Origin of the sequence: Nannocystis exedens (assembly GCF_002343915.1) — a bacterium.
GTDB classification, from domain to species: Bacteria; Myxococcota_A; Polyangia; order Nannocystales; family Nannocystaceae; genus Nannocystis; species Nannocystis exedens.
Window position 1 is genome coordinate 3,457,541 of the sequence record NZ_NETK01000001.1, and the last position, 21,651, is coordinate 3,479,191.

At 71.5% G+C, this 21,651-nt stretch carries 19 protein-coding genes; 12 read left to right on the plus strand and 7 right to left on the minus strand.

What is annotated here, in order from left to right:
* Positions 1-99: 99 nt before the first annotated feature.
* Together NAEX_RS13555 and NAEX_RS13560 are read right to left on the minus strand one after the other, a co-directional pair.
* Complete coding sequence (locus tag NAEX_RS13555) at positions 100-1,845, minus strand: OmpA family protein (RefSeq protein WP_096327922.1); 1,746 nt, start codon at positions 1,843-1,845, stop codon at positions 100-102.
* A 176-nt stretch (positions 1,846-2,021) separates the two neighbouring features.
* A complete protein-coding gene (locus NAEX_RS13560) occupies positions 2,022-2,540 on the minus strand; it encodes a hypothetical protein (protein WP_143140698.1) in 519 nt (172 codons plus the stop codon).
* A 288-nt stretch (positions 2,541-2,828) separates the two neighbouring features.
* Between NAEX_RS13560 and NAEX_RS13565 the strand changes: the two genes are divergently transcribed.
* The 11 genes from NAEX_RS13565 to NAEX_RS13610 all read left to right on the plus strand — a co-directional run bounded on the left by NAEX_RS13565 (position 2,829) and on the right by NAEX_RS13610 (position 15,459).
* On the plus strand, positions 2,829-4,187 hold the full coding sequence (locus NAEX_RS13565; RefSeq protein WP_096327924.1) for a hypothetical protein: 1,359 nt from the start codon (positions 2,829-2,831) through the stop codon (positions 4,185-4,187).
* Positions 4,188-4,235: 48 nt separating this feature from the next.
* Complete coding sequence (locus NAEX_RS13570; protein ID WP_096327925.1) at positions 4,236-5,969, plus strand: IgGFc-binding protein; 1,734 nt, start codon at positions 4,236-4,238, stop codon at positions 5,967-5,969.
* 98 nt (positions 5,970-6,067) lie between these two features.
* Positions 6,068-7,783 carry an IgGFc-binding protein gene (locus tag NAEX_RS13575; RefSeq protein ID WP_096327926.1) on the plus strand — a complete coding sequence of 572 codons (1,716 nt, stop codon included), beginning with the start codon at positions 6,068-6,070 and terminating at the stop codon, positions 7,781-7,783.
* Between the two features lie 204 nt (positions 7,784-7,987).
* The gene (locus NAEX_RS13580) at positions 7,988-9,577 is read left to right on the plus strand and encodes a lamin tail domain-containing protein (protein ID WP_096327927.1); all 1,590 of its coding nucleotides are present in this window, start codon (positions 7,988-7,990) and stop codon (positions 9,575-9,577) included.
* Between the two features lie 19 nt (positions 9,578-9,596).
* The gene (locus NAEX_RS13585; protein ID WP_096327928.1) at positions 9,597-11,090 is read left to right on the plus strand and encodes an amidase; all 1,494 of its coding nucleotides are present in this window, start codon (positions 9,597-9,599) and stop codon (positions 11,088-11,090) included.
* Between the two features lie 38 nt (positions 11,091-11,128).
* Complete coding sequence (locus NAEX_RS13590) at positions 11,129-11,674, plus strand: gamma-glutamylcyclotransferase (protein WP_177325941.1); 546 nt, start codon at positions 11,129-11,131, stop codon at positions 11,672-11,674.
* Between the two features lie 214 nt (positions 11,675-11,888).
* A complete protein-coding gene (locus NAEX_RS13595) occupies positions 11,889-12,845 on the plus strand; it encodes a MopE-related protein (RefSeq protein ID WP_096327929.1) in 957 nt (318 codons plus the stop codon).
* A gap of 132 nt (positions 12,846-12,977) precedes the next feature.
* On the plus strand, positions 12,978-13,103 hold the full coding sequence (locus NAEX_RS53790; RefSeq protein WP_256254056.1) for a hypothetical protein: 126 nt from the start codon (positions 12,978-12,980) through the stop codon (positions 13,101-13,103).
* Entirely contained in the window at positions 13,100-13,702 is a 603-nt protein-coding gene (locus NAEX_RS13600) for a sugar transferase (RefSeq protein WP_170135697.1), read from the plus strand. The genes NAEX_RS53790 and NAEX_RS13600 overlap by 4 nt, the downstream gene beginning before the upstream one ends.
* Positions 13,693-14,709: a sensor histidine kinase gene (locus NAEX_RS13605; RefSeq protein WP_096327931.1), complete on the plus strand. Its 1,017-nt coding sequence runs from the start codon at positions 13,693-13,695 to the stop codon at positions 14,707-14,709. Before NAEX_RS13600 ends, NAEX_RS13605 begins: the two co-directional genes overlap by 10 nt.
* Positions 14,710-14,736: 27 nt before the next feature.
* Complete coding sequence (locus NAEX_RS13610; RefSeq protein WP_096327932.1) at positions 14,737-15,459, plus strand: LytR/AlgR family response regulator transcription factor; 723 nt, start codon at positions 14,737-14,739, stop codon at positions 15,457-15,459.
* A gap of 113 nt (positions 15,460-15,572) precedes the next feature.
* Here NAEX_RS13610 and NAEX_RS13615 read toward each other — a convergent pair whose 3' ends face one another.
* The 4 genes from NAEX_RS13615 to NAEX_RS13630 form a co-directional block, all read right to left on the minus strand.
* A complete protein-coding gene (locus tag NAEX_RS13615; protein WP_143825575.1) occupies positions 15,573-16,499 on the minus strand; it encodes a hypothetical protein in 927 nt (308 codons plus the stop codon).
* A 55-nt stretch (positions 16,500-16,554) separates the two neighbouring features.
* Complete coding sequence (locus NAEX_RS13620) at positions 16,555-17,478, minus strand: pirin family protein (RefSeq protein ID WP_096327934.1); 924 nt, start codon at positions 17,476-17,478, stop codon at positions 16,555-16,557.
* A gap of 241 nt (positions 17,479-17,719) precedes the next feature.
* The gene (locus tag NAEX_RS13625) at positions 17,720-18,649 is read right to left on the minus strand and encodes a LysR family transcriptional regulator (RefSeq protein ID WP_096327935.1); all 930 of its coding nucleotides are present in this window, start codon (positions 18,647-18,649) and stop codon (positions 17,720-17,722) included.
* Positions 18,650-18,735: 86 nt separating this feature from the next.
* A complete protein-coding gene (locus NAEX_RS13630; protein WP_096327936.1) occupies positions 18,736-19,110 on the minus strand; it encodes a hypothetical protein in 375 nt (124 codons plus the stop codon).
* 319 nt (positions 19,111-19,429) lie between these two features.
* Here NAEX_RS13630 and NAEX_RS13635 point away from each other — a divergent pair, with 319 nt between their 5' ends.
* Positions 19,430-20,041: a PH domain-containing protein gene (locus NAEX_RS13635; RefSeq protein WP_100793079.1), complete on the plus strand. Its 612-nt coding sequence runs from the start codon at positions 19,430-19,432 to the stop codon at positions 20,039-20,041.
* 24 nt (positions 20,042-20,065) lie between these two features.
* Here NAEX_RS13635 and NAEX_RS13640 read toward each other — a convergent pair whose 3' ends face one another.
* On the minus strand, positions 20,066-21,547 hold the full coding sequence (locus NAEX_RS13640; RefSeq protein WP_096327938.1) for a caspase family protein: 1,482 nt from the start codon (positions 21,545-21,547) through the stop codon (positions 20,066-20,068).
* Positions 21,548-21,651 lie beyond the last annotated feature (104 nt).

The following is a 21,651-nucleotide window of genomic DNA, read 5'->3' on the forward strand; positions in this document are numbered from 1 at the left end:
GGGACCTGTCCCGCGAGACAGCGAGGTGATTCGCGGAGCGCGCCCGGCCGGCGCTCGCCAGGGGCGAGCGGCCCGGCAGGACCTGTCCCGGGGGCCAGGCTACTTGCCGCCGGCCGCGGGCGCCGGGGCCGCGGGCGCCGGCGCGTCGCCGTCGTCGCTCGAGGCCGCGCCCTCGGGCCGGTCGATGAGCACCTTGAACTCGATGCGGCGGTTCTTGGCGCGGGCCTTGGACGTCTTGGCCGGGTCGATCGGCTTGTCCGGGCCGAAGCCGGTCGTCTTGATGCGCGACTCCTCGATGCCGTGCTCGACCAGGTAGCGCTTGACCGAGTCGGCGCGGCGCTGCGACAGGTCGAGGTTGAACTCGCGCCCGCCGACGTCGTCGGTGTGGCCCTGGATCTCGATCTTGAGGCTCGGGAACTCCTTGAGCACCCCGACGGCCACGTCGAGCGTCTTCTCCGAGCCCTTCTTGATCTTGTCGGAGCGGGTCTCGAAGTTGATGCCCTCGAGCGGGCGGCGGTCCCACTCCTTGGCCTTCTCGGGCAGCTTGTCCGGGCAGCCGTCGGCGTCCTCGAAGCCGTTGTACGACTCCGGGTGCATCGGGCACTTGTCGTCCTTGTCGATGATCTTGTCGCCGTCGGCGTCGGGCGGCGGCGGGCAGCCGGGCGCCTCGGGCCACGGCTCGGTCGGGCACTGGTCGTCGGCGTCGATGATGCCGTCCTTGTCGGTGTCGGGCGGCGGGCAGCCGTCGGGCGCCACGCCGGCCTCGAACGGGCACTTGTCGACCTTGTCGAGGAACGTGTCGTTGTCGGAGTCGATCGACGGGCAGCCGTCGGGCGGGTCGCCGGCCAGCTTGGGGCACTTGTCGACGTCGTTCTGGACACCGTCCTTGTCCCAGTCGAGGTCCTTCGGGGCCGGCTGCGGCCGCACGCGCCCGAGCACCAGGCTGAAGCCGACGGTCACCTGCGCGTGGCTGGTGAACGCCGGCGCCGGCTTGGCCGCCTTGGCCGAGACGATGTGGCGCGCGTCGATGCGGAACGCCGCCATGCGCGAGATGAAGATCTTGAGGCCGCCGCCCCAGTGGCCGGCCGGGTCGACGTCGCTGCCGAGGCCGTTGCCCGGCGAGCTGATGCCGAGCATGCCGTAGCCGCCGAGCAGGAACGGCGTGACGCGGTACGGCAGCTGCAGCACCGCGCTGCCGCGCAGGCCGTAGACGAACGCCGGGCTGTTGTGGACGTTGCGGACGAACGTCGGCACCGCCGAGAACTCGGCCTCGATGCCGAAGATCCGCAGCGGGAAGTAGCCGAGGCGGGCGCCGACCGCCGGGCCCAGGCGCCACAGCGCCTTGTGTTCGTCGGGCCGGCCCGGCACCGGCTTGTAAAGATCGTGATCGTCGGGCGGCAGGTTGAGACCGCCGAAGATCCCGAGCTCGAACAGGTGGCGCTCCGGCGAGTAGCGGTGGATCCACTTGCGCGTGTCTTTGACCTTCCCCGTCTTCTCGTCGAGGATCACGCCGTCGGGCGCCTCGCGCCGGCCCGACTTTCTGGCCTTCGGGACAGACGCCCCGGCCTTGACCTCCGCCTTGCCCCCGCCCGCACTCGCGCTCGCCTGCGTACCCGCGCTCGCGGGGGTCGGCGCCGGCGTCGCCTCGGCCGGCGGCGCGCTCGCCTCGGCCGGCGGCGCGCTCGCCTCACCGGCCGGCGCCGCCTCGGTCGCCGGCGCCGCCTCGGTCTTCGGCGCCGCGGGCTCCTGCGCGGCCGCGAAGGCCTCCGGCGAGGTTGCGGCCGCGAAGAGCAGCACGCCGGCGGGGATCAGAGCAGCGGTGCGAGGCTTGGAATTCAGGGTCATGCGGCGGCCGAGAAGGGTACAGCGACCAGGTTACAGGAAAAGCGGGAGAAAATGGGGCTCAGGGGGCGGAGTTCGGCGACCTGTCCCGAGGACCAGGTCATACGAGCCCTCGAGCGAGCGGCCGGCGGGCGCTGCCGGGCGAGTGCGGTGTGCGAGGCACGGGCGAATGCGGGGCCCTACTTGCACGCGTTCGCCTGGTCCACGCACTCCGGCGTGGGCGGATTGGTGGCGCCGAGCTTTTGAATGTAGCAGGCGTTGCACATACCGCTGTCGCCCCCGTCCATGCACACTGGGTCCGCGGAGCAGACCCCGACCACGCACTCGGTCAGGTCGAACAGCTTGAGCCACTCGACGTAGTTGAGCGACCCGAGGCACTCGTCCTCGAAGAAGCACGCCTGCCAGTTGTACTCGGGCGGCGTCGGGTCGGGGATGTTGATCGCGCACTGGACGGCGCAGAAGATCGCCATGCGGCAGGTCGTCTCCGACGGCGGCGGCTCCGGCACCATCGTCGTCTCCATCGGCTCGGCGGTGGTGAACACCGGCACCATCGTCGGGTCGACCTCGGTGGTCCCCGACGTCGAGCCGGGGAACTGCTCGCGGTCGTCCGAGTTGCAGGCCGCGCCGGCGAGCGCCGCGGCCGCAGCCCACGCGAGGGCCCGAACCGAGAGGTGCAGGGGGGGGTGCGCCCGGGTCATCTCCGGCACCATACCAGCGGCGGCCATGGCGACCAAATGTTCCTGAACGCCCTGTGTCGTCCGGACCACACCGCTCTGACACGAGTGTCATCGGCCCCGGCCGTAGACTGCGAATGCGCGCGGACTCGCCTCGCTTGTCACTCGCGGAGAAAAGGTGCCAAAATGAGGAGCCCAGGGCCTCCTGGGGCCATACGGCCGCTGCGCCGACGCCTGCACGCGCTCGCCCTACCCCCACGCGCGCGGGCAAAACTCGCCTCCCGAGCCCGCCTGCCTTAAGGAACTTCTGACATGAGCCATCGACGCTTCGCCTCCACCGGCCTCGCTTACGTCCTCGCCATGTGCGCCGCCTGCGACCTCGAGTCGTGCGTCCGCGGGGAGCAGCAGGAGCTCGACTGCAGCGATCACCAGGACGGCTTCGAGGCCACCGTCGCGCGCGAGGGCGTCCTGCTCGACGCGATCCCGGACAAGGCCAGCTTCCCGATGGCGCTCGTGATCTCCGAGAACGGCATCGCCGAGCTGCTCAAGGGCATCACCAGCGACACCAACCCGGTCGCCGGCGGCGACCTGACGCTGTTCGGCCTCAACCTGCAGATCGTCCCGAAGAAGACCGAGGTCGAGCTGACCAGCGAGCTCGACAAGTGCAGCCGCTGCGTCATCTTCGCCGTCGACTTCGCGGTCCAGGCGCTCACCGACGGCGGCACCTCGCAGCTCGCCGGCACCGGCAAGTCGAAGATCAGCATCCCGCTGCGGCTCGAGCAGGTCGAGGGCGACACCAGCGCTCTGGTCGCCGCCTACGACCAGCTGACGATCCTCGACCTGACGATGACGGCGATGGGCTTCATCACCGCCGAGTACCCGGAGTTCGAGAAGGCGCTCGAGATCAAGATGACGGAGCTGATCCGGGCCCAGTCCGAGCCGGTCCAGCTGATGAAGTTCGAGCCGTGGACGATCGGCACCAACTCGGTCAAGGTCGCGGCCAAGCAGTTCGCCATCTTCCCCGAGACCGGCGTCATCTCGTTAGGCATGCAGACCAACCTCGACCTGCCCAAGGCCGTCGCGCTCGAGGTCGGCCAGGCGCTCGAGGGCGACGCGATGATGGCGGTGCAGATGCACCCCGGCCTGCTGCTCGGCATGGCCGAGCGCATGCTCGCCGAGGGCGTCATCCCGCGCCGCTACGACGACGAGGGCGAGCCCGACCCCGACGGCGCGCAGGGCATCACCCTGACCGGCCTCGGCAAGAACGCCATCGGCGCCACCGACCTCGACGTCACCTTCCGCGTGTGGCGCACCAAGGGCGACTACTGCGGCTACGCCAACGCCGTCAGCGTACTGCGCCTCGACCTCCAGGACTCGGACGGCATCCAGGACCGCATCACCGTCACCCCGACCGACGAGCTGCGCGTGCTCGAGGGCGGCCAGGGCGTCGGCGAGCTGTACGAGGACAACATGGACCTCGTCGAGGAGAACAAGGGCCTCGTCGACCACTTCAAGAACAGCCTGGCCGACCAGATCGGCATCACCGTCAACTACAACGAGCTCGCGGTCGACGGCCAGAACATCATCTTCGACGCCACCGGCCTCACGGTCACCGACAAGAAGATCGACATCCTGCTCGACTTCCTGGTCCTCGCCGCCGAGGGCGGCTGACCCGCCGCGCGCGGCGTGCTCGTCTTCTCCTTCCCCTGAACGTAAGCGATGCGACACCTCCACCAAGCCCCCCTCGCCGCGGTCCTCGCCCCGCTCGCCGCCGCCACCTTCTTGACCGGTTGCCCCGGCCTCCTGGACAACACCACCGCCGGCGTCGACAGCGACACGACGACGACGACCACGAGCGGCCCGCCGCCGACCACCAACCCGGACCTCACCACCACCGGCTTCATGCTCGAGTGCTACCCGGGCACCCAGCGCTGCGACCCGCTGAACCCCGGAGTGGTCCAGGAGTGCAAGGACACCGGCCTGTCCTGGGAGTCGCTGCCCTGCACCGGGCAGGAGGAGTGCGTCGAGGACTTCGACAAGGGCACCGCCCTGTGCGTCGGCCCGTGCGAGAAGATCGACAACCCGACCTCGGTCGGCTGCGAGTTCCTCGCCATCCGCATGAACAGCTTCAACTTCGAGGACACCGACAAGGACGTCCTCATCGTCGGCAACACCGACACCGCGCGCACCGCCCAGGTCCAGCTCTACTTCACGCCGAACAACAGCTTCACCGAGGAGCCGCTGTTCGAGCCGGTGCTGCTCGGCCCCGGCGAGTCGCACATCTTCGACGTCGTCAACGACACGCTGCAGGGCTACACCGCCTTCCGCACCGGCGGCGTGTTCCGCGTCGAGAGCGACGTCCCGGTCACCGCCTACCTCCACTCGGCGCTCAACAACACCGCCAGCAACGACTCGTCGATGCTGCTGCCGACGCCGACCCTGCGCCAGGACTACGTCATCGCCTCGTACCCCGGCTTCGCCGACCCCGACAAGCCCGACGAGATCAACGGCCGCCCGAGCTACTTCAACGTCATCGCGGTCGAGGACAACACCAACGTCGAGTGGGTGGCCCCGCGCGACACCGCCGCCCAGGGCGTCCTCATCCCCGCGGTCCCGGCCGGCGAGACCGGCCGGATCACGCTCAACCGCTTCGACGTGCTGCAGATCGGCTCGTCGTCGGCCACCAACATGGACATGATCACCCACGACCTGTCGGGCACGGTCGTCACCGCGAACAAGAAGATCTGGGTCATGGGCGCCACCGAGTGCGCCTTCGTGCCGTTCGACACCGGCTACTGCAACCACTTGCAGGAGCAGATGATCCCGCTCGAGTACTGGGGCAAGAAGTACGTCGGCCCTCACTCGCCGTCGCGGGCGATGGAGAAGCACTACTGGCGGGTCTACGCCGGCAAGGACGGCGTCACGATCACGGTCGAGACCAACGACGCCGGCGTCAAGATCCCGCCGATCACCCTGGTCAAGCGCGGCGACTGGAAGGAGATCGAGGTCCCGCACGGCGTCAGCCTGATCTTCACCGCGACCGGGCCGATCCTGCCGGTGCAGTACCTGACGGGCGGCAAGGCGGCCGACAACATCGGCGACCCCGCCATGTACCAGATGATCGCCGTCGAGCAGTGGCTGAACCGCTACGTCGTCGTCACCGGCATCGGCTACGACCTCAACTACGCCCAGGTGATCCGCAAGAAGGGCGCCGCCGACGTCACGATCAACGGCCAGCCGGTCACCGGCTGGTACCTGATCAACGGCACCGGCGCCGACAACCAGTGGGAGGTCGCCGACTACCAGCTCGCCGACGGCGCCGAGGCCCGCAGCTACGTCGCCGAGTCGGCCGACCCCTTCAACATCGTCGTCCTCGGCTACCAGCCCGGCATCCCGAGCTCCGCCTACGCCTACCCCGGCGGCATGAACCTCAAGAAGATCTACGACCCGTGAGCCGCCCGCGGCCGACCCGGCCGCGGCTGTCTGTTTGCACCTGCCCCTTTGCACCTGGCCTTCGGGCCAGGTCCTCATCCTTATGATTGGATTACGCCATGTCCCAGCTCCTCCGTCCCCGCGCGCTCGTCGGCGCGCTCGTGCTGCTCGCGGCCTGCCCTGACCTGCTCCCCGCCGACACCGACGGCGCCGGCACGACGGCGCCGGCCACCGGCGAGCCGGCGACCACGACCACGAGCGGGGCCGACCCGACGACCGGCTTCGTGCCGCTGTGCCTGCCCGGGCAGACGCGCTGCGACCCCGAGCAGCCGAACGTGCTGCAGACCTGCAAGGACACCGGCGCCGCGTGGGAGCCCCTCGCGTGCGCCCACGAGTGCGTCGAGGACCTCGGCGCGGCCAGCTGCGTCGGCCCGTGCGACAGCGACGACGACCCGACCTCGATCGGCTGCGAGTTCCTGGCGATCCGCATGGCCAGCTTCAACGGCCCCGACGACACCGACGCGCTGATCGTCGGCAACACCGACCCGGTCGAGCTCGCCGCCGTCCAGCTCTACTTCACGCCGACCAACGACTTCGCCGAGCAGCCGGTCCTCGACCCGGTGATCCTCGCGCCCGGCGAGTCGCACGTGTTCGACATCACCGTCGACCCGCTCGCCTTCACCAACTTCCGCAACGGCGGCGTGTTCCGCCTCGTCAGCGACCGCCCCGTCGCCGCCTACCTGCACTCGCCGCTCGCCAACGAGGCCAGCAACGACGCCTCGATGCTGCTGCCGGTCCGCTGGCTGCGCAAGGACTACGTGATCGCCTCGTGGCCGCCGTTCGTCGACGCCGACGAGCCCGACGCCGTCAACGGCCGCCCCAGCTACTTCACCGTCATCGCCCTCGAGGACGACACCACCGTCACCTGGAAGCCGCGCCGCCGCACCGCCGGCCTCGGCAACCAGTTCGACCCGGTCGAGCCGGGCGGCACCGGCACCAAGCTCATGCGGCGCTTCGACGTGCTGCAGGTCGCCGCCTCCTCGCCGATCGGCGACACCGACTACCCGCACCACGACGTCTCCGGCACCCTCGTCAGCGCCGACAAGAACATCTGGGTCATGGGCGCGACCGAGTGCGCCTACGTGCCGTTCGGCTCCGGGTGGTGCAACCACCTCCAGGAGCAGATGATCCCGCTCGAGTACTGGGGCAGCACCTACGTCGCCCCGCCCTCGCCGCCGCGCTCCGGCAGCGAGAAGCAATACTGGCGCGTCTTCGCCGGCGACGACGACGTCACGATCGGCGTCGCCAGCACCGCCGACCCCGGCAACACTCAGTTCGTGACGATCGCCGAGCGCGGCGACTTCCGCGAGTTCGAGGTCGACTTCGGCGTCACCCTGCTATTCGTCGGCCTCAACGACGCGCCGATCCTCCCGGTGCAATACCTGGCCGGCAACAAGGCCGCCGGCGGGATCGGCGACCCGGCGATGGTGCAGATGATCGCCGCCGAGCAGTGGCGCGATCGCTACGTGTTCGTCACGGGAGCCGACTACGAGGCCAACTTCGTCCAGGTCGTGCGTCGCACCGGCGGCGCGGACGTCACGATCGACGGCCAGGTCGTGGTCGGCTGGAAGCTGGCCAACTTCGCCGGCGCCGACAACTTCCAGATCGCCGACGTCCCGCTGGCGAGCGGCGGCGCCGCGGCCACCTACGTGGCGGCCTCGGCCGAGCCGTTCGGCATCAACGTGGTCGGCTACAACCCCGCCGGCCCCGGCGACAAGACCTCGGCCTACGCCTATCCTGGCGGGATGCGGCTCGAGAAGCTGTTCGTGCCGTGAGCGGCGCGTCCGGCCGCGTGCCGCAGCCGATCGCCGCCGTCGCGTCACCTGTCCGCCACCGGACCGGCCTGGGGCCACGGCGGTCGGTCGTCCGCGGGTGGCCAGACGAGCTCGCCCTTGCAGGCGTGTGAGGCGGAGAAAGCTCGCCTCGTCGCGCCGCCGCGGCCGCGCCGCCGCGCTCGGCTTTCCGCTACCCTCCCGGCCATGTCGAAGCTCTCGTATCGTCTTGGATTCGCGCTCCTCGTCCTGCCCGCGTGCAGCAACCCTGCCCCGGCCGACACTGACAGTGACACCGACACGTCGACGACCAGCACGTCGACCACCGACGACACCACCACCGTGGGTCCGACCAGCGAGCCGACCACCTCGACGACCGAGGGCCCGACCACGACCTCGACGACCACCATCGAGCCGACCACCACCGAGCCGGTGACCTCGACGACCTCCACCGATACGACCGACACGACGTCGACCACCGACACGACGACGACCGACACCACGACCGACGCCACGACCGACACCACGACCGACGGCACCACCGAGACGACCTCGACCACCGAAGCGCCCGACCAGTGCGCCGACGGCGAGAAGAACGGCGGCGAGACCGACACCGACTGCGGCGGCCCGACCTGCTCGCCCTGCGCCGACGGCGGCGCCTGCGTCGAGGACACCGACTGCGCCAGCGGCAGCTGCAACGAGAACACCTGCGGCCTGCCGCCGGTGGGCTGCCTGGACGGCGTGCAGAACAACGAGGAGACCGACGTCGACTGCGGCGGCTCCGAGTGCCCCGCCTGCGCCGACGACCTGGCCTGCCTCGTCCCCGAGGACTGCGTGTCGAAGGTCTGCACCGACGAGGTCTGCGTCGCCGCCACCTGCGAGGACCAGGTCACCAACGGCGAGGAGTCCGACGTCGACTGCGGCGGCCTCACCTGCGACAAGTGCCTCGACGGCGACACCTGCAACAGCGGCAACGACTGCGAGAGCGGCGTCTGCGAGAACAGCGTGTGCTCGCCGGCCACCTGCACGGACAACACCAAGAACGCCGGCGAGACCGACGTCGACTGCGGCGGCCCCGACTGCGACCCGTGCGGCGACGGCCTCGCCTGCGAGACCAACGACGACTGCGCCGACAACAACTGCACCAACAACGTGTGCGTCGGCATCTCCTGCGAGGACGGCATCCAGAACGGCCAGGAGACCGGCATCGACTGCGGCGGCCCCGACTGCGGCGCCTGCCCGATGCCCGGCCTCATCATCAACGAGGTCGACTACGACGCCGTCGGCACCGACACCAACAACGAGTTCGTCGAGATCCTCAACAACACGGCGGCGCCGATCGACCTCGCCAACCACTCGCTGGTGTTCGTCAACGGCTCGAACAACACCGTCTATGCGACCATCAAGCTCGACGCCGCCGGCACGATCAACCCCGGCCAGTACCTCATCGTCGCGCCGGCCGCCTTCACCGTCCAGCCGGACGTCCTGAAGGTCAACACCAACGGGGCCACCGACCAGATCCAGAACGGCGCCCCCGACGGCCTCGCGCTCGTCGACATCGGCAACGGCACCCTGATCGACGCCCTGTCCTACGAGGGCGCGATCACGACCGTCACCATCCCGATGGTCGGCGCCGTCAGCCTGGTCGAGGGCACCGTCCTGCCGATGAACATCCAGGACTCGAACGTCGACGTGGCCTCGCTCGTGCGCCTGCCCAACGGCAACGACACCAACAACGCCGCCACCGACTGGAAGCTGTCGGCCAACCCGACCCCCGGCGCTGCCAACGTGCCCTGAACCCCGCTATGCTCGGCGCATGATCGCCGAGTACGAAGACCTCGACGGCCTCGCCCTCGCCGCCCTCGTGCGCGCGGGCGAGGTCTCGCCGCTCGAGCTGGTGGAAGAGGCCATCCGCCGCTGCGAGACCGACGGCGTCGCGCTCGGCGCCGTCGTCGCGCCGATGTACGAGCGCGCCCGCGAGCTGGCCCGCGGGCCATTGCCCGAAGGGCCGTTCCGCGGCGTGCCGACGCTGCTCAAGGACCTGGTGTCGGGGGCCGAGGGCGCGCCGCTGCAGTCGGGCAGCCGGTTTTTGCGCGGGCACGTGTCGTCCGCCGACTCGGAGATCGTGCGCCGCTACCGGGCCGCGGGCCTGGTCCCGGTGGCCAAGTCGGCGACCTCCGAGTTCGGCATCGTGCCGACGGTCGAGACCCTGGCCCACGGCCCGTGCAAGAACCCGTGGGACCCGACGCGCTCGGCCGGCGGCAGCAGCGGCGGCTCGGGCGCGGCGGTGGCCGCCCGCATCGTCCCGCTCGCCAGCGGCAGCGACGGCGGCGGCTCGATCCGGATCCCCGCCTCCTGCTGCGGCCTGTTCGGCCTCAAACCCACGCGCGGCCGCACCCCGCTCGGCCCCGAGCGCGCCGAGGGCTGGCAGGGCTTCGCCGTCCTCCACGCGCTGACCCGCTCGGTCCGCGACAGCGCCGCCCTGCTCGATGCGACATGTTCTCCGGAACATGGCGCTCCGTACCATCCGCCGCCGCCGGCGCGGCCCTACCTCGCCGAGGTCTCGACGCCCCCGAGCAGGCTGCGGATCGCCGTCACCAGCAAGCCGATGCTCGGCGGCCAGGTCCACCCCGACTGCGCCGCCGCGCTGACGTCCGCCGCCGCCCTGCTGCAGGACCTCGGCCACCACGTCGACGAGGCCGCGCCCGGGGTCGACGGCCCGGCGTTCTCGCGCGCCTTCTTCGCCGTCCTCTGCGGCGAGGTCGCGGCCGACATCGACGAGGCCGCGCGGCTGACCGGCCGCCGCCCGCGGGCGAGCGAGTTCGAGTTCGTCACCTGGACTTTGGGCCAGATCGGCCGCGCCCTCGGGGCCGCCGACTTCGTGGCCGCCAAGCGCCAGCTGCAGCACGCGGCGCTGAAGGTCGGGCCGTTCTTCGCCGACTACGACGTGCTCGTCACCCCCACGCTGGCCCAGCCGCCCGCGCCGCTCGGCACCCTCGGCCCGCAGGGCCTCTCGGCCTCGCTGATGAAGCTCCTCGGCCGCGCCCGCGCCGGCGGCCTGCTGCGCCGCCTCATGGCCTACGACCCCAGCGCCGACCAGGTCTACGCCTACCTGCCGTGGACCCCCGTGTTCAACGTCACCGGTCAGCCGGCCATGTCGGTGCCGCTGCACTGGAGCCCCTCCGGCCTGCCGATCGGCGTCCACTTCGTCGGCCGCTGGGGCGACGAGGCGACCCTGTTCCGCCTCGCCGGCGAGCTCGAGCGCGCCCGCCCGTGGGCCGGCCGTCGCCCGCCGCGCCTCTCGACATGACCCGAGCACCCTGTCTTCAAGGACCTGTCTCTCTCGCCATGACCGATCAGACATCCCTGTGGTTGTTCGGCTACGGCTCGCTGATCTGGCGGCCGGCGATCCCCTACGCCGAGCGCCTGCCCGCCCGCGCGACCGGCTACGAGCGCCGCTTCTACCAGGGCTCGACCGACCACCGCGGCGTGCCCGAGGCCCCTGGCCGCGTCGTCACCCTCGTCCCCAGCGCCGCGGCCGTCTGCGGCGGCGTCGCTTATCGCGTCGCCCCGGCCGACGTCGCCGCCGTCCTGCACACCCTCGACGTCCGCGAGCAGGGCGGCTACACGCGCCTCGAGCTGTCGGTCCAGGTGCTGGGCGACGCCCCGCGCGAGGTCAGCGCCCTCACCTACGTCGCCGCGCCCGACAACCCCAACTGGCTCGGCCCGGCCCCGGTCGCCGCGATCGCCCGCCAGATCGCCGGCAGCCGCGGCCCCAGCGGGAAGAACCGCGAGTACCTGGTCCGCCTCGCCGCCGCCCTGCGCGAGCTCGCCGTCGACGACCCCCACGTGTTCGAGCTCGAACGCGAAGTCGCCGGCCACGAAGATCTTTAATATCTCTCAATTTTCCCTGCTGCTGGCGACGCTGCGCCGAGCGCGGCCTCGGCTCACCTGTCTTTCGAGACATGGTCTCGGCCGCATGCAGTGAGGTCACGCGAGCATCCTCGGCGAATGTGACCCGCTCGGAGATGGATGCGCCGCGGACGGTCTACCTCCCGGCGCCACCTGTCCTTCCGACCACCGTCCGGGCGCGTGCTATCCTCGTCGCATGCGCCCCGTCGCCGGCGTCGTCCTCGCGCTCTGCGTCCTCGCGGGCTGCTTCTCCGACACGACGCCGCAGCTGTCCACCGGCGGACCGACCTCCACCTCCGACGCCGCCTCGACGACCTCGACCTCGACCTCGCTCGACACGGCCACCTCCTCGACGAGCACGAGCACGAGCACGAGCACCCCGACCGAGGTCACCACCACCGACGCGACCACCACCGGAGGCTGTCCCATGGGACAGCCTCCGAAGAGCTGGTACCTCGACGGCGACGGCGACGGCTTCGGCGCCGGCGAGCCGGTCGCCGTCGCCTGCGACGCGCCGGCCGGCGCCGTCGACAGCGCCGGCGACTGCGACGACCTCGTGTTCGAGATCAACCCCGGCGCCGCCGAGCTGTGCAACATGGGCGTCGACGACGACTGCGACGGCCTCGTCGACGAGTACTCCGCGGACAACCTCGCCTGCGGCACCTGCAGCCTGTCGGAGTTCGGCGGCGCCGTCTCCTGGGTGTGCAGCGAGTCGCTGGCGTTCACCGCCGCCGAGGCCTTCTGCCAGCAGTTCGGCGCCGCGGTCCACCTCGTCCACCCGGAGAACGCCACCGAGCTGGCCTTCGTGCGCGACCGGATCTTCGACCACCTCGGCGAGGTGCCGGCCGAGCTGCGCTTCTGGACCGGCCTCCACCGCCGCGAGGCGTTGTGGGACGAATGCACCACCAACCCCGACGCGACCGACTGGGTCGCCCTCGACGGCGCGCCCGTCACCTACTTGCCGTGGCGCGACGGTGCGCCCGACAACGCCGAGTGCTTCCCGCTCTGCACGACCGAGCTCCTCGAAGACCCCGGGTGTCCGCGCGAGAACTGCATCGAGCTCGGCGAGGCCCTCACCGGCGCCTTCAACGACTTCGCCTGCAGCATGCCCGCCGCCGGCCTGGTCTGTCAGGCCCGCCTCGGCGATCCCTGAGCCGCGCGGCCGGTCTCGCCCATCGCACGCCCGCGGCCCGACCGCGACCGCTCGACCGCCGCCCGCGACCGTTCGCCCGCCCGGGCGTCTCCGCCGGGATGTCGGCGTGCCACCTTGCGCGTCGAGCCCCCGATGACCGACCTCCTCCACCTCGCCTTCGCCGCCGCGAACTTCGTCTTCGCCTTCGCGCCGCTCGCCCTCGCCCCGGCTGCCTTCTTGCCGCTGCTCGATCTCGCCGCCCTGGAGGACTTGCGATGAACGCCCTCGCCCGCAAGCGCGCCTTCGACCTCGCGCTGCTGCTCCCGCTGGTCCCGCTGTTCGCCCTCGCCGTCGGCGCCCTCGCCTGCGGCGTGTGGCTCTGCGACGGCCGGCCGATCTTCTTCACCCAGCCGCGCGTCGGCCGGTCTCGGCGGCTCTTCTTCATCGTCAAGCTGCGCACCATGACCTGCGAGCCCGACCCCGCCGCGCGGAGGCCGACCCGCTTCGGCCGGTTCCTGCGCCAGCGCGGCCTCGACGAGCTGCCGCAATTGCTCGTCAACGTCCTGCGCGGCGACATGAGCCTCGTCGGTCCGCGCCCGCTCACGCCCGCTGACGCCGAGCGGCTGGTCGCCGAGCACCCGCCGTTCGCGCGCCGCTTCGACGTCCCGCCGGGCCTCACCGGCCTGGCGCAGGTCTGCCTGGCCCAAGGGTCAGCCTTGACCGCCGCGCTCGACGCCGCCTACGCTGAGCGTCGCAGCGCATTCCTCGACCTCCGGCTGCTGCTGCGCACCGCCTGGATGAACATCGTCGGCAAGCGCCGCGGCGCCCTCCGCACCACCCTCCCGATCGGCCGCCCCCGCCACCTCTCATGGCCCTGATCGCCTCCACGCTGCAGGCCCTGCTCGCTCCCCGGCGGCTCGTCCCGATCGTCCTCGTCAGCATCCCGCTGGTCGTCGCCCAGCACCGCTACTCGCCCGCGCGCGACCCGGGCGCCGTCGTCGTCGGCCTGGCGATGTGCCTCGTCTTCGCGCTCGTCGCCCCGTGGCTGTGGCGCGTCACCGCCCCGCGCGGCTGGCCCGGCCTCGCCGTCTACGGCCTCGTCGGCGCCGCCGTCGTCGCCGTCCTCGGCATCGTCTTGCCGGCCCTGTTCGGCGTCGGTCGCACCTTCCTCACCGAGGACGCCAGCCTGCTGGTCGCCCTCGCCCTGTTCCTCGTCGGCGGCTGGGGTCTGGGCCGCGACATCGACCTCGAGGCCAGCCTCGCCCGCGAGCGCGCCCGCGCCGAGGCGCTCGCCCGCGAGGCCGAGCGCGCCCACTTGCTCGCCCTCCGCAGCCACCTCGACCCGCACTTCCTCTTCAACACCCTCAACGCGATCGCCGAGTGGTGCCGCACCGACGGCGAGGTCGCCGAGCGGGCCGTCCTGCGCCTGTCCGCCATGCTGCGCACGATCCTCGACGGCGTGCGCCTGCCCGCCTGGCCGCTGCGCCGCGAGCTCGACCTCTGCCGCGACCTGTTCGCCCTCCACGCCGTGCGCGACCCCGGCCGCTTCGACTGCAGCGTCGACGGCGACCCCGGCGACGTGCTGGTCCCGCCGCTCTTGCTGCTGCCGCTGGCCGAGAACGCGATCAAGCACGGCCCGGCCGCCGGCCACCGCGGGCCGGTCCGCATTCACCTGTCCTCGGGGACATCCGGCCTCGAGGTCGTGATCGACAACCCCGGCCCGTTCACCGGCCCGCGCCCCGGCGGCGAGGGCCTGCACATGGCCCGCCGCCGCCTCGACCTCGCCTACGACGGCCGCGCCGGCCTCGTCATCGGCCCCGCCGACCACGGCACCCGCGCCGTCGTCACCATCCCCCCCGGCCCCGCGCCCGCGGTGGTCACCTGAATCGCATGGCTTGAAGGACATGTCCCGATGACCACTCTACGGATCCTCGTGGTCGACGACGAGGAGCTGGCCCGCCGCCGGCTGGTCCGCCTGCTCGCCGACCTGCCCGGCGTCGAGCTCGTGGGCGAGTGCGACGCCGGGCAGGCCGCGCTGGCGCGGCTGCGCGAGCCCGACGCCGACGTCGACGTGGTCCTGCTCGACATCCGCATGCCCGGGCTCACCGGCCTCGAGACGGCGGCCCTGCTCGGCGACGACGGGCCGTACGTCATCTTCACCACCGCTTACGACGACCACGCCGTCGACGCCTTCGACCTCGGCGTCGTCGATTATCTCTTGAAGCCGATCGAGGCCGTGCGGCTGCACCGGGCGCTCGAGCGGGCCCGCCAGCGCTTGGGCCCGCAGCGCGGCGGCGCGCGCGAGCTGGTGCGCCTGCCGGTGACCACCCGCGAGGGCATCATCCTCGTCGACCCGCAGGTCCTCACGCACGCCGTGTTCGACGGCGCGCTCGTCACCCTCCACCTCGACGGCCGCACCTTGCTCACCGACCAGAGCCTGCAGGACCTCGAGGACAGGTTGCCGGCCGCCGCGTTCGAGCGCGTCCATCGGCGCGCGCTCGTCAACCTCGAGAAGATCGAGCGCCTCGATCCGCTCGACACCGGCGGCTACAACGCGCGCATGCTCGGCGGCGACGTCGTCCCGATCTCCCGCCAGGCCGCCCGCCGCCTGCGCCGCCGCCTCGGCCTGTCCTGAAAGACATGTCGCCAAGCGGGCCGGCGCAGGAACCTGCATCCGCGCAAAGGCCGCTCCCGCTGCGACCTTCCCGTCGCCGGGGAATGTCCGGATGGACATGTTCTTCGGGTCAGCTACCGCCGCCGCCGCCGGAACGACCACGCCAGCGGCCCGAGCAGCCACAAGGCCGGCGCGATCCCGCCGGAGCCGACCGTGCAGCCGCTGCCCCCGTCGAGGTCGGGCGCGATGTCGGCCTCGTCGAGCATCACCGTCGGGCCGCGCGTCCCGTCGGCGGCCACGGGCGTGAGCGCGATGGGCCCCGGCCCCGGCGGAATCTTCGCCTCCAGGTCGGGGTCGGACCCCGACACCGCCACGAGCTGGCCGTCGGCGTAGGCCGCCTCCACGTACCCGCCCTGGCGGAAATACTCGGCCGAAAAGTCGATCGAGAGAGCGATGTAATCGGGGATTTCGCAGGTCGCAAAGCCCGTGAGCCCGCAGCTCTGCGGCTCGGAACGCACCTCGCGCGCCTCCAGCTCGCCGAGCGCCACGGGTGGGGCCGCCGGCTCGTCGTCCGCGCGCACATGGAGCGTCCCGGGGCTCCTGCTGTCCTCCGCGTATTCGGCGAACGCGCCGCAATCGAGCTCGTAAATTTCCCCCGGCGCCAGCGGCTCGGCCGGGACGAACTGGGCGACGACGTCGAAGGTCTCGGCCTCCTCCGACTCGCACACGCTCGCCCCCCGCAGCTCGACGGTCACCTCGATCCGCGTGTCACCGGCCACCAGCGCGCAATCGTCGGGCACCGCCGCCTCGATGTCCGCGCACCGCATCACCATCCACGGCAACACGTCGACCGGCACCGCGACCTGACCATCAAAAAACATTGCGCTGCCATAGTCGGTACCCCAGCCCCAGCTCGCGCAGCTGCGCGCTTCGACCGGGTCCGGCCGCGCCCACAGGCCCAGGGTCAAGCAGGCGACGAGGACGAATCGACGATATATTTGCACGAGGTCACCACCTATCCTTAGTGCCTCGAGCATAGACAGGCTGCGGCAGCGCCGCAACCCCCGCGCCGCCGTTCACCCCATCAGGCGGTGCCAGCCGGCGCCACGAACACGGTCAAGCCGGCACCGGGCCGAACTTGCCGAGCTCGAAGTCGCGGATCGCGGCCGCCAGCTCGCTGCGGGTGTTCATCACGAACGGCCCGTACGACGCGATCGGCTCGTCGATCGGCTCGCCGGCCATGACCACCAGGTGCGCGTCCTCCTTGGCGACCAGCTCGACGAACGACCCGCTGTTCTCGAACACGAACAGCTCGCCGTCGCGGGCGTGCTCGCTGCCCGACTTCGCGTGGCCCGACTCGACCAGCACCAGCGCGTTGTGGTGCTCCGGCAGCGGCACGCGCACGCGGTGCTTCGCCCGCAGCTCGACGTCGAGCAGGGTGATCGGCGTGTGCGTGCGTGCCGGTCCGCGAGCCCCCGCGAACGCGCCGGCGATCACCCGCACCTGGCCCGCGTCCTCGGCGAGCGCGACGTTCGGGATCTCGCTCGCCGTGATCGGCTGATAGCCCGGCGCGCTCATCTTCAGCCGCGCCGGCAGGTTGACCCATAGTTGCAACAGACGGACCGCCCCGCCGCGGCGAGAGAACTCTTGCTCCTGATATTCTTCGTGCAAGACCCCCGACGCCGCCGTCATCCACTGCACATCGCCCGGCCCGATGATCCCCGAGTGCCCTGCCGTGTCGCGGTGCGCGATCGTGCCTTCCCACGCCAGGCTGACCGTCTCGAACCCGCGGTGCGGGTGCCAGCCCACCCCGCGTCGCCCCTGCGACAGCGCCGGATAGTGCTGGCGCGGGTGATGGTCGAGCAGCAAGAACGGGCTGGTCCGCTCCATCGGCAGGCTGCGGCTCGGGAACACCCCGCGCACGTGAAAGCCGTCGCCGACCCAGTGCATCGGGCCGCCGCGGTGGACGCCCTCCACGCGGCGGGCTCGCCCCGTGGATTCGAAGGCCGAAAGGGTGGGAGTGGTGATCGTCGTATCCATCGCCGGCGAGCATGGGCTCGCGCTTCCGCCGGCGAAACTGGCGCGCGCATGATGGTCGCCATCACCCGAGGTGATGCCGCGAATTCGCGGCCCAAGCGCTCCAGAGCGGCGATCCCATGGACGCCGAGACGAAGCATCGCGCGGTGACATCGCGCCCGCACCACGCGCCTGACAGTGTCACGCATGGTCACGCGAAGATCTGGACATCTTCGCGCGGCGAGTCGAACGATCGATCGCCGCTTCATGTCGAGGCCTGCGTCGCCTCGCGCAGCGCCAGGCGGCACAGGTCCGTCAGGCGACCGACCGCCCACGTCGCGACCGGCCCGAGCGCCGAGCGCTTGCGTCGCACCAGCGAGAGCTGCCGCAGCGGCGCCGCCGTACCCCACGCCATCAACCTCAGCGCCACCAGCTCGCCGCGCGCCAGCGCCTCGCGCACCAGGTGCTCCGGCTCGTAGCCCCAGCCGAGCCCACCGACGATCAGCGCGTGCTTGGTCGACAGGTCGGCCACCCGCCACGTCCGCGTCGACAGCACCCCGCGATCGGCCGAGCCGCGCCCGTCGGGCGCGCGCTCGCTCAGCACGATCTGCACCGCCGACGAGAGCGCCGCGTCCTCGATTGGCCCCGCGATCGCGGCCAGCGGGTGCGACGGCGCCGCGACGGCGATCATCCGCAGCTCGGCGAGGTGGCGCTGCTCGAGCCCCGCGAGGTCGGCGTCGGTGCCGGCGATCCCGAGCGTCGCCCGGCGGTCGCGCACCATCGCCGTCACCGCGTCGAGCATCTCGGTGGCGATCGTCAATTCCACCGCCGGATGCGCCGCCGCGAACTCGCGGGCGAAGCCGACCAACGCCGCGTTCGGGAACATCGCGTCGACCACCAGCGACAGCCGGGTCTCCTCGCCCCGCTTGAGCCGCGCGACCAGGGCCTCGACCGCTTCGACGTCCTCGTGGATCTTCTCCGCCGCCGCGACCAGGGCCGCGCCGTGCTCGGTCAGCGTCGGCACCCGACCTGTCCGGTCGAACAGTTTCAGGTCGAGCTGACTCTCGAGCCGCTGGATCGACTGACTGACCGCCGCCTGCACCCGCCCGAGCTTGCGCGCCGCCGCGGTGAAGCTGCCGGCCTCGGCGACGGCGCGCAGGGTGCGGAGCTGATCGATGCTGAGCGCCTCGAGCACGGGCCGCAGTTCACCACGACCCGCCTCGATTTGCACCCCCGGTCACGCCGGCGCGGAGATGCGGAACTGTCCGAAAGGACATGTCCTCACGGACTGGCGAAGATCGCCTTGCAGCTGCCCGCCTCGCACGCGCAGTGGCCCCCGCAGTCGAGGGTGTTGGGCGCGCACTGCATCGTGCACATCACGTCGGTGCAGTCGGGCTTCTGCGCCGCCGGCACGCAGCTGGCGGGGTGGCAGCACGAGGCCGGGACGCAGTCGGCGTCGACCTTGCATTCGCCCCCCTCGCCGCCCGCCGTGGCCGGCGCCGGCTTCGGCGGCTCGCTGACCGGCGGCGGCGAATCGGGCACCTGCTCGGCCGGCGCAGCCTTCGGGGCGCACGCGGACGCGACCAGGCCGAGCAGCAGGGCACCGAGGCGACCGCGGGCCCGCCCGGAAAATTCGTTCGGAAGCTGGGTAAGCATGCGCCCTGTATGCCGCCGAACGCGTCCGCGTTCCACGACGTTTTGCGGTTTCGCGGCCCCACCGACCGACGCGACGGGCCGCGCCGGGCCGCCGTCGAGCCCGCCAGCGGGCAAAGACCGCCCGCGGCAGACGCGCGGCCCCCTGAGCTGTCTTTCAGGTCAGACGAGGCCTCGATCGAGCACGAGGGTCCACTGATCACGCCGCCGCGTGTGAGAAAAAACCCCGCTTCCGGCTCGACGGGAGGTGATCGGACGCCCTCGCGGTGCGCACCTGCGCTTGGACGGATTTGACAGGCGCGCCAGCGCAAGGAGGCACCTCATGAACCAGCTCGTCAGCACCCAGCACACGACATCCCAACACCCCAGGATCGCCGCGGCGCTCGCAAGGATCCCGAGCCTCCTCACCTCGGGCGAGGTCATGATCTGCGCCGTCGTACAGCTGGCGTTCATGGCCTATTTCTCGCTGTCCCGCCGGCAGATCGTCGTCGCCACCAACCAGCGCCTCATCCTGCTCAAGCGCGGGCTGTTCGGCGGCTTCACGATGCGCGACGCTCAGTGGCAGGACCTGCTCGACGCGCAAGTGAAGGAGAAGGCGTTCGCCGAGTCGCAGGGCTGTGAGTTCCTCGCCCATACCAGCCGCGGCGATTTTTTCGTGGCGGGCTTGCCCTCGGCGCAGGCTTTCGGGCTCTATCGCATCTGCCAGGAGCGCGAGCAGGAGTGGCGCGAGAAACGTCGCGTGCGCGAGATGGAAGAGGCCCGCGCCAGAGCCGGCGGCGTCACGGCTCACCCGGTTGGCGCGACGGCAGGGGTCGGTCCCGGTGCGGCAGCGCTGATGGTGCAGTTGCAACAGTTGCAGCAGCTGCGCCATGGCGGCAGCATCTCCGACGTCGAGTTCGAGGCGATGAAGGCGAAGCTCCTCGCCGGGATGTGACGCGGCCCAGGATCATCCTGCACGCTACCCTCCGCTGAACACCGCGAGCGCGGCCGCGGCCTTGCGGACGGCCTCGGGGTTCGGCGTCTCCGTGAACATCTCGCGCAGCGGCAGGTCGACCAGCGTCAGCGCCTGCTTCTCCAGGATCAGCGAGCAATCGCCGTGCGCCGCCTCGACCCGGTGCGGCAGCTCCGACGTGATCGCCCAGCCGCGGGCCTCGAGCTGCGGGACGCAGCGAACCGGCGCGCAGCCCTCACGGAGCGCGAAGGTGATGCGATCGGGGTGGAGGTTCAGACACTCGAGCAGGTCGAACACGAGGCCCGGCGCGTCCAGCCACGCCGGCTGCAGCGACAGGTGTTCGACGAGCACCCCGCGCGTCTTCTCCGTCGCCTCGTAGCTGACGCTGTAGTGGCCGTCGGGGAACGCGAGGCCGCAGCCCTCGACCGACACCGCCGACGACGCCCACTTGAAGCGCGCGCGCAGCCGGCTGACCGTGCGCCCGAGCTCCTCCTGCAGATACCCGCCGAGCGCCGCGTTCGCCCGCGCCTCGAGGTACGACTGCGAATAATGGGTGCGCGACAGCTCCGTCAAGATGTCCTTGACCGCCACTTGCCGCGAACCGACCGACAGCTCGACCGCGTCGAACAGCCTGCCGTCGATCGCCAGCCCGTCCGCGCTGAGGACCGGCCCGCTGAAATCCGCCAGCACCATCGTCGCGCGGCTCGACCCGTGCAACACCGGCCGCTGCGTCGACCCCCTCGATCTGCCCCACCGCTCGGTCTGCGCCGACAGAAAGCCGTACAGGCTCGACACCGTCAACCTGCGCTCGTCGAGCGCCCCCGGCTCCTCGCCGCGCAACGCCGGGAGCAACAGCGCGGTGAACAGGCTGTGCTGCGGGTTCGGCGACCTCGTCGTCGACGGGACGTCCTCGGCCAACGAGGCGAGCACCGTCACGCCTCGGATGCTCTGCAGCGACGCGTCGAAGGCCTCGCGCGAGACGGGCGCGCGCGCGCGACTCGACCCGCCCAGGCGGACGTCGAGGATAGCCAGCTTTTGCTCGGCCGGTGCGCTGCGCAAGATCTCCGCGATCATCGAGAAGGAGACCAGGCAGGTCGGGTCGTCGTCCGCGAACGCGTCCTGCGGCACCAGGTAGCTGTCCGCGTCGCCGGCGAGCCGGTGCCCGTGGCCGCTGAAGTAGAAGACGAGGCGCTCGTCCGCGGCGCTCGACCTGGCGAGCTCGCGCAATGCCTTGACGATCTCGCCGCGCGACGGCATCGGCCCCCTGCGCGACACCAGCGCCTTGACGGCCCCCGGATCGGCGCCGAGCTGCGGGAGGTCGCGGAAGCAGTCGGCGAACCCGAACGCGTCGTTCCTGCCGGTCGTCAGCGGCTCGAAGCCGCAGTCCCGGTCGTAATCGTCGATGCCGACGGCCAGCACCCTGGCCCGCCCGAGCGCGAACGGCCGCGTCAACGCATCGCCCTGGCGCTGGTCGAGTCCGCGGGTCATGCGAGCGGGCTGCCTAGCACGCCGTGAAACCCCGGGCAACCGCGACACCGGGGGCCCCGCGCGGCGTGCGGTGCGCTCGACGCGGACCCACCCGACCTCGTGCG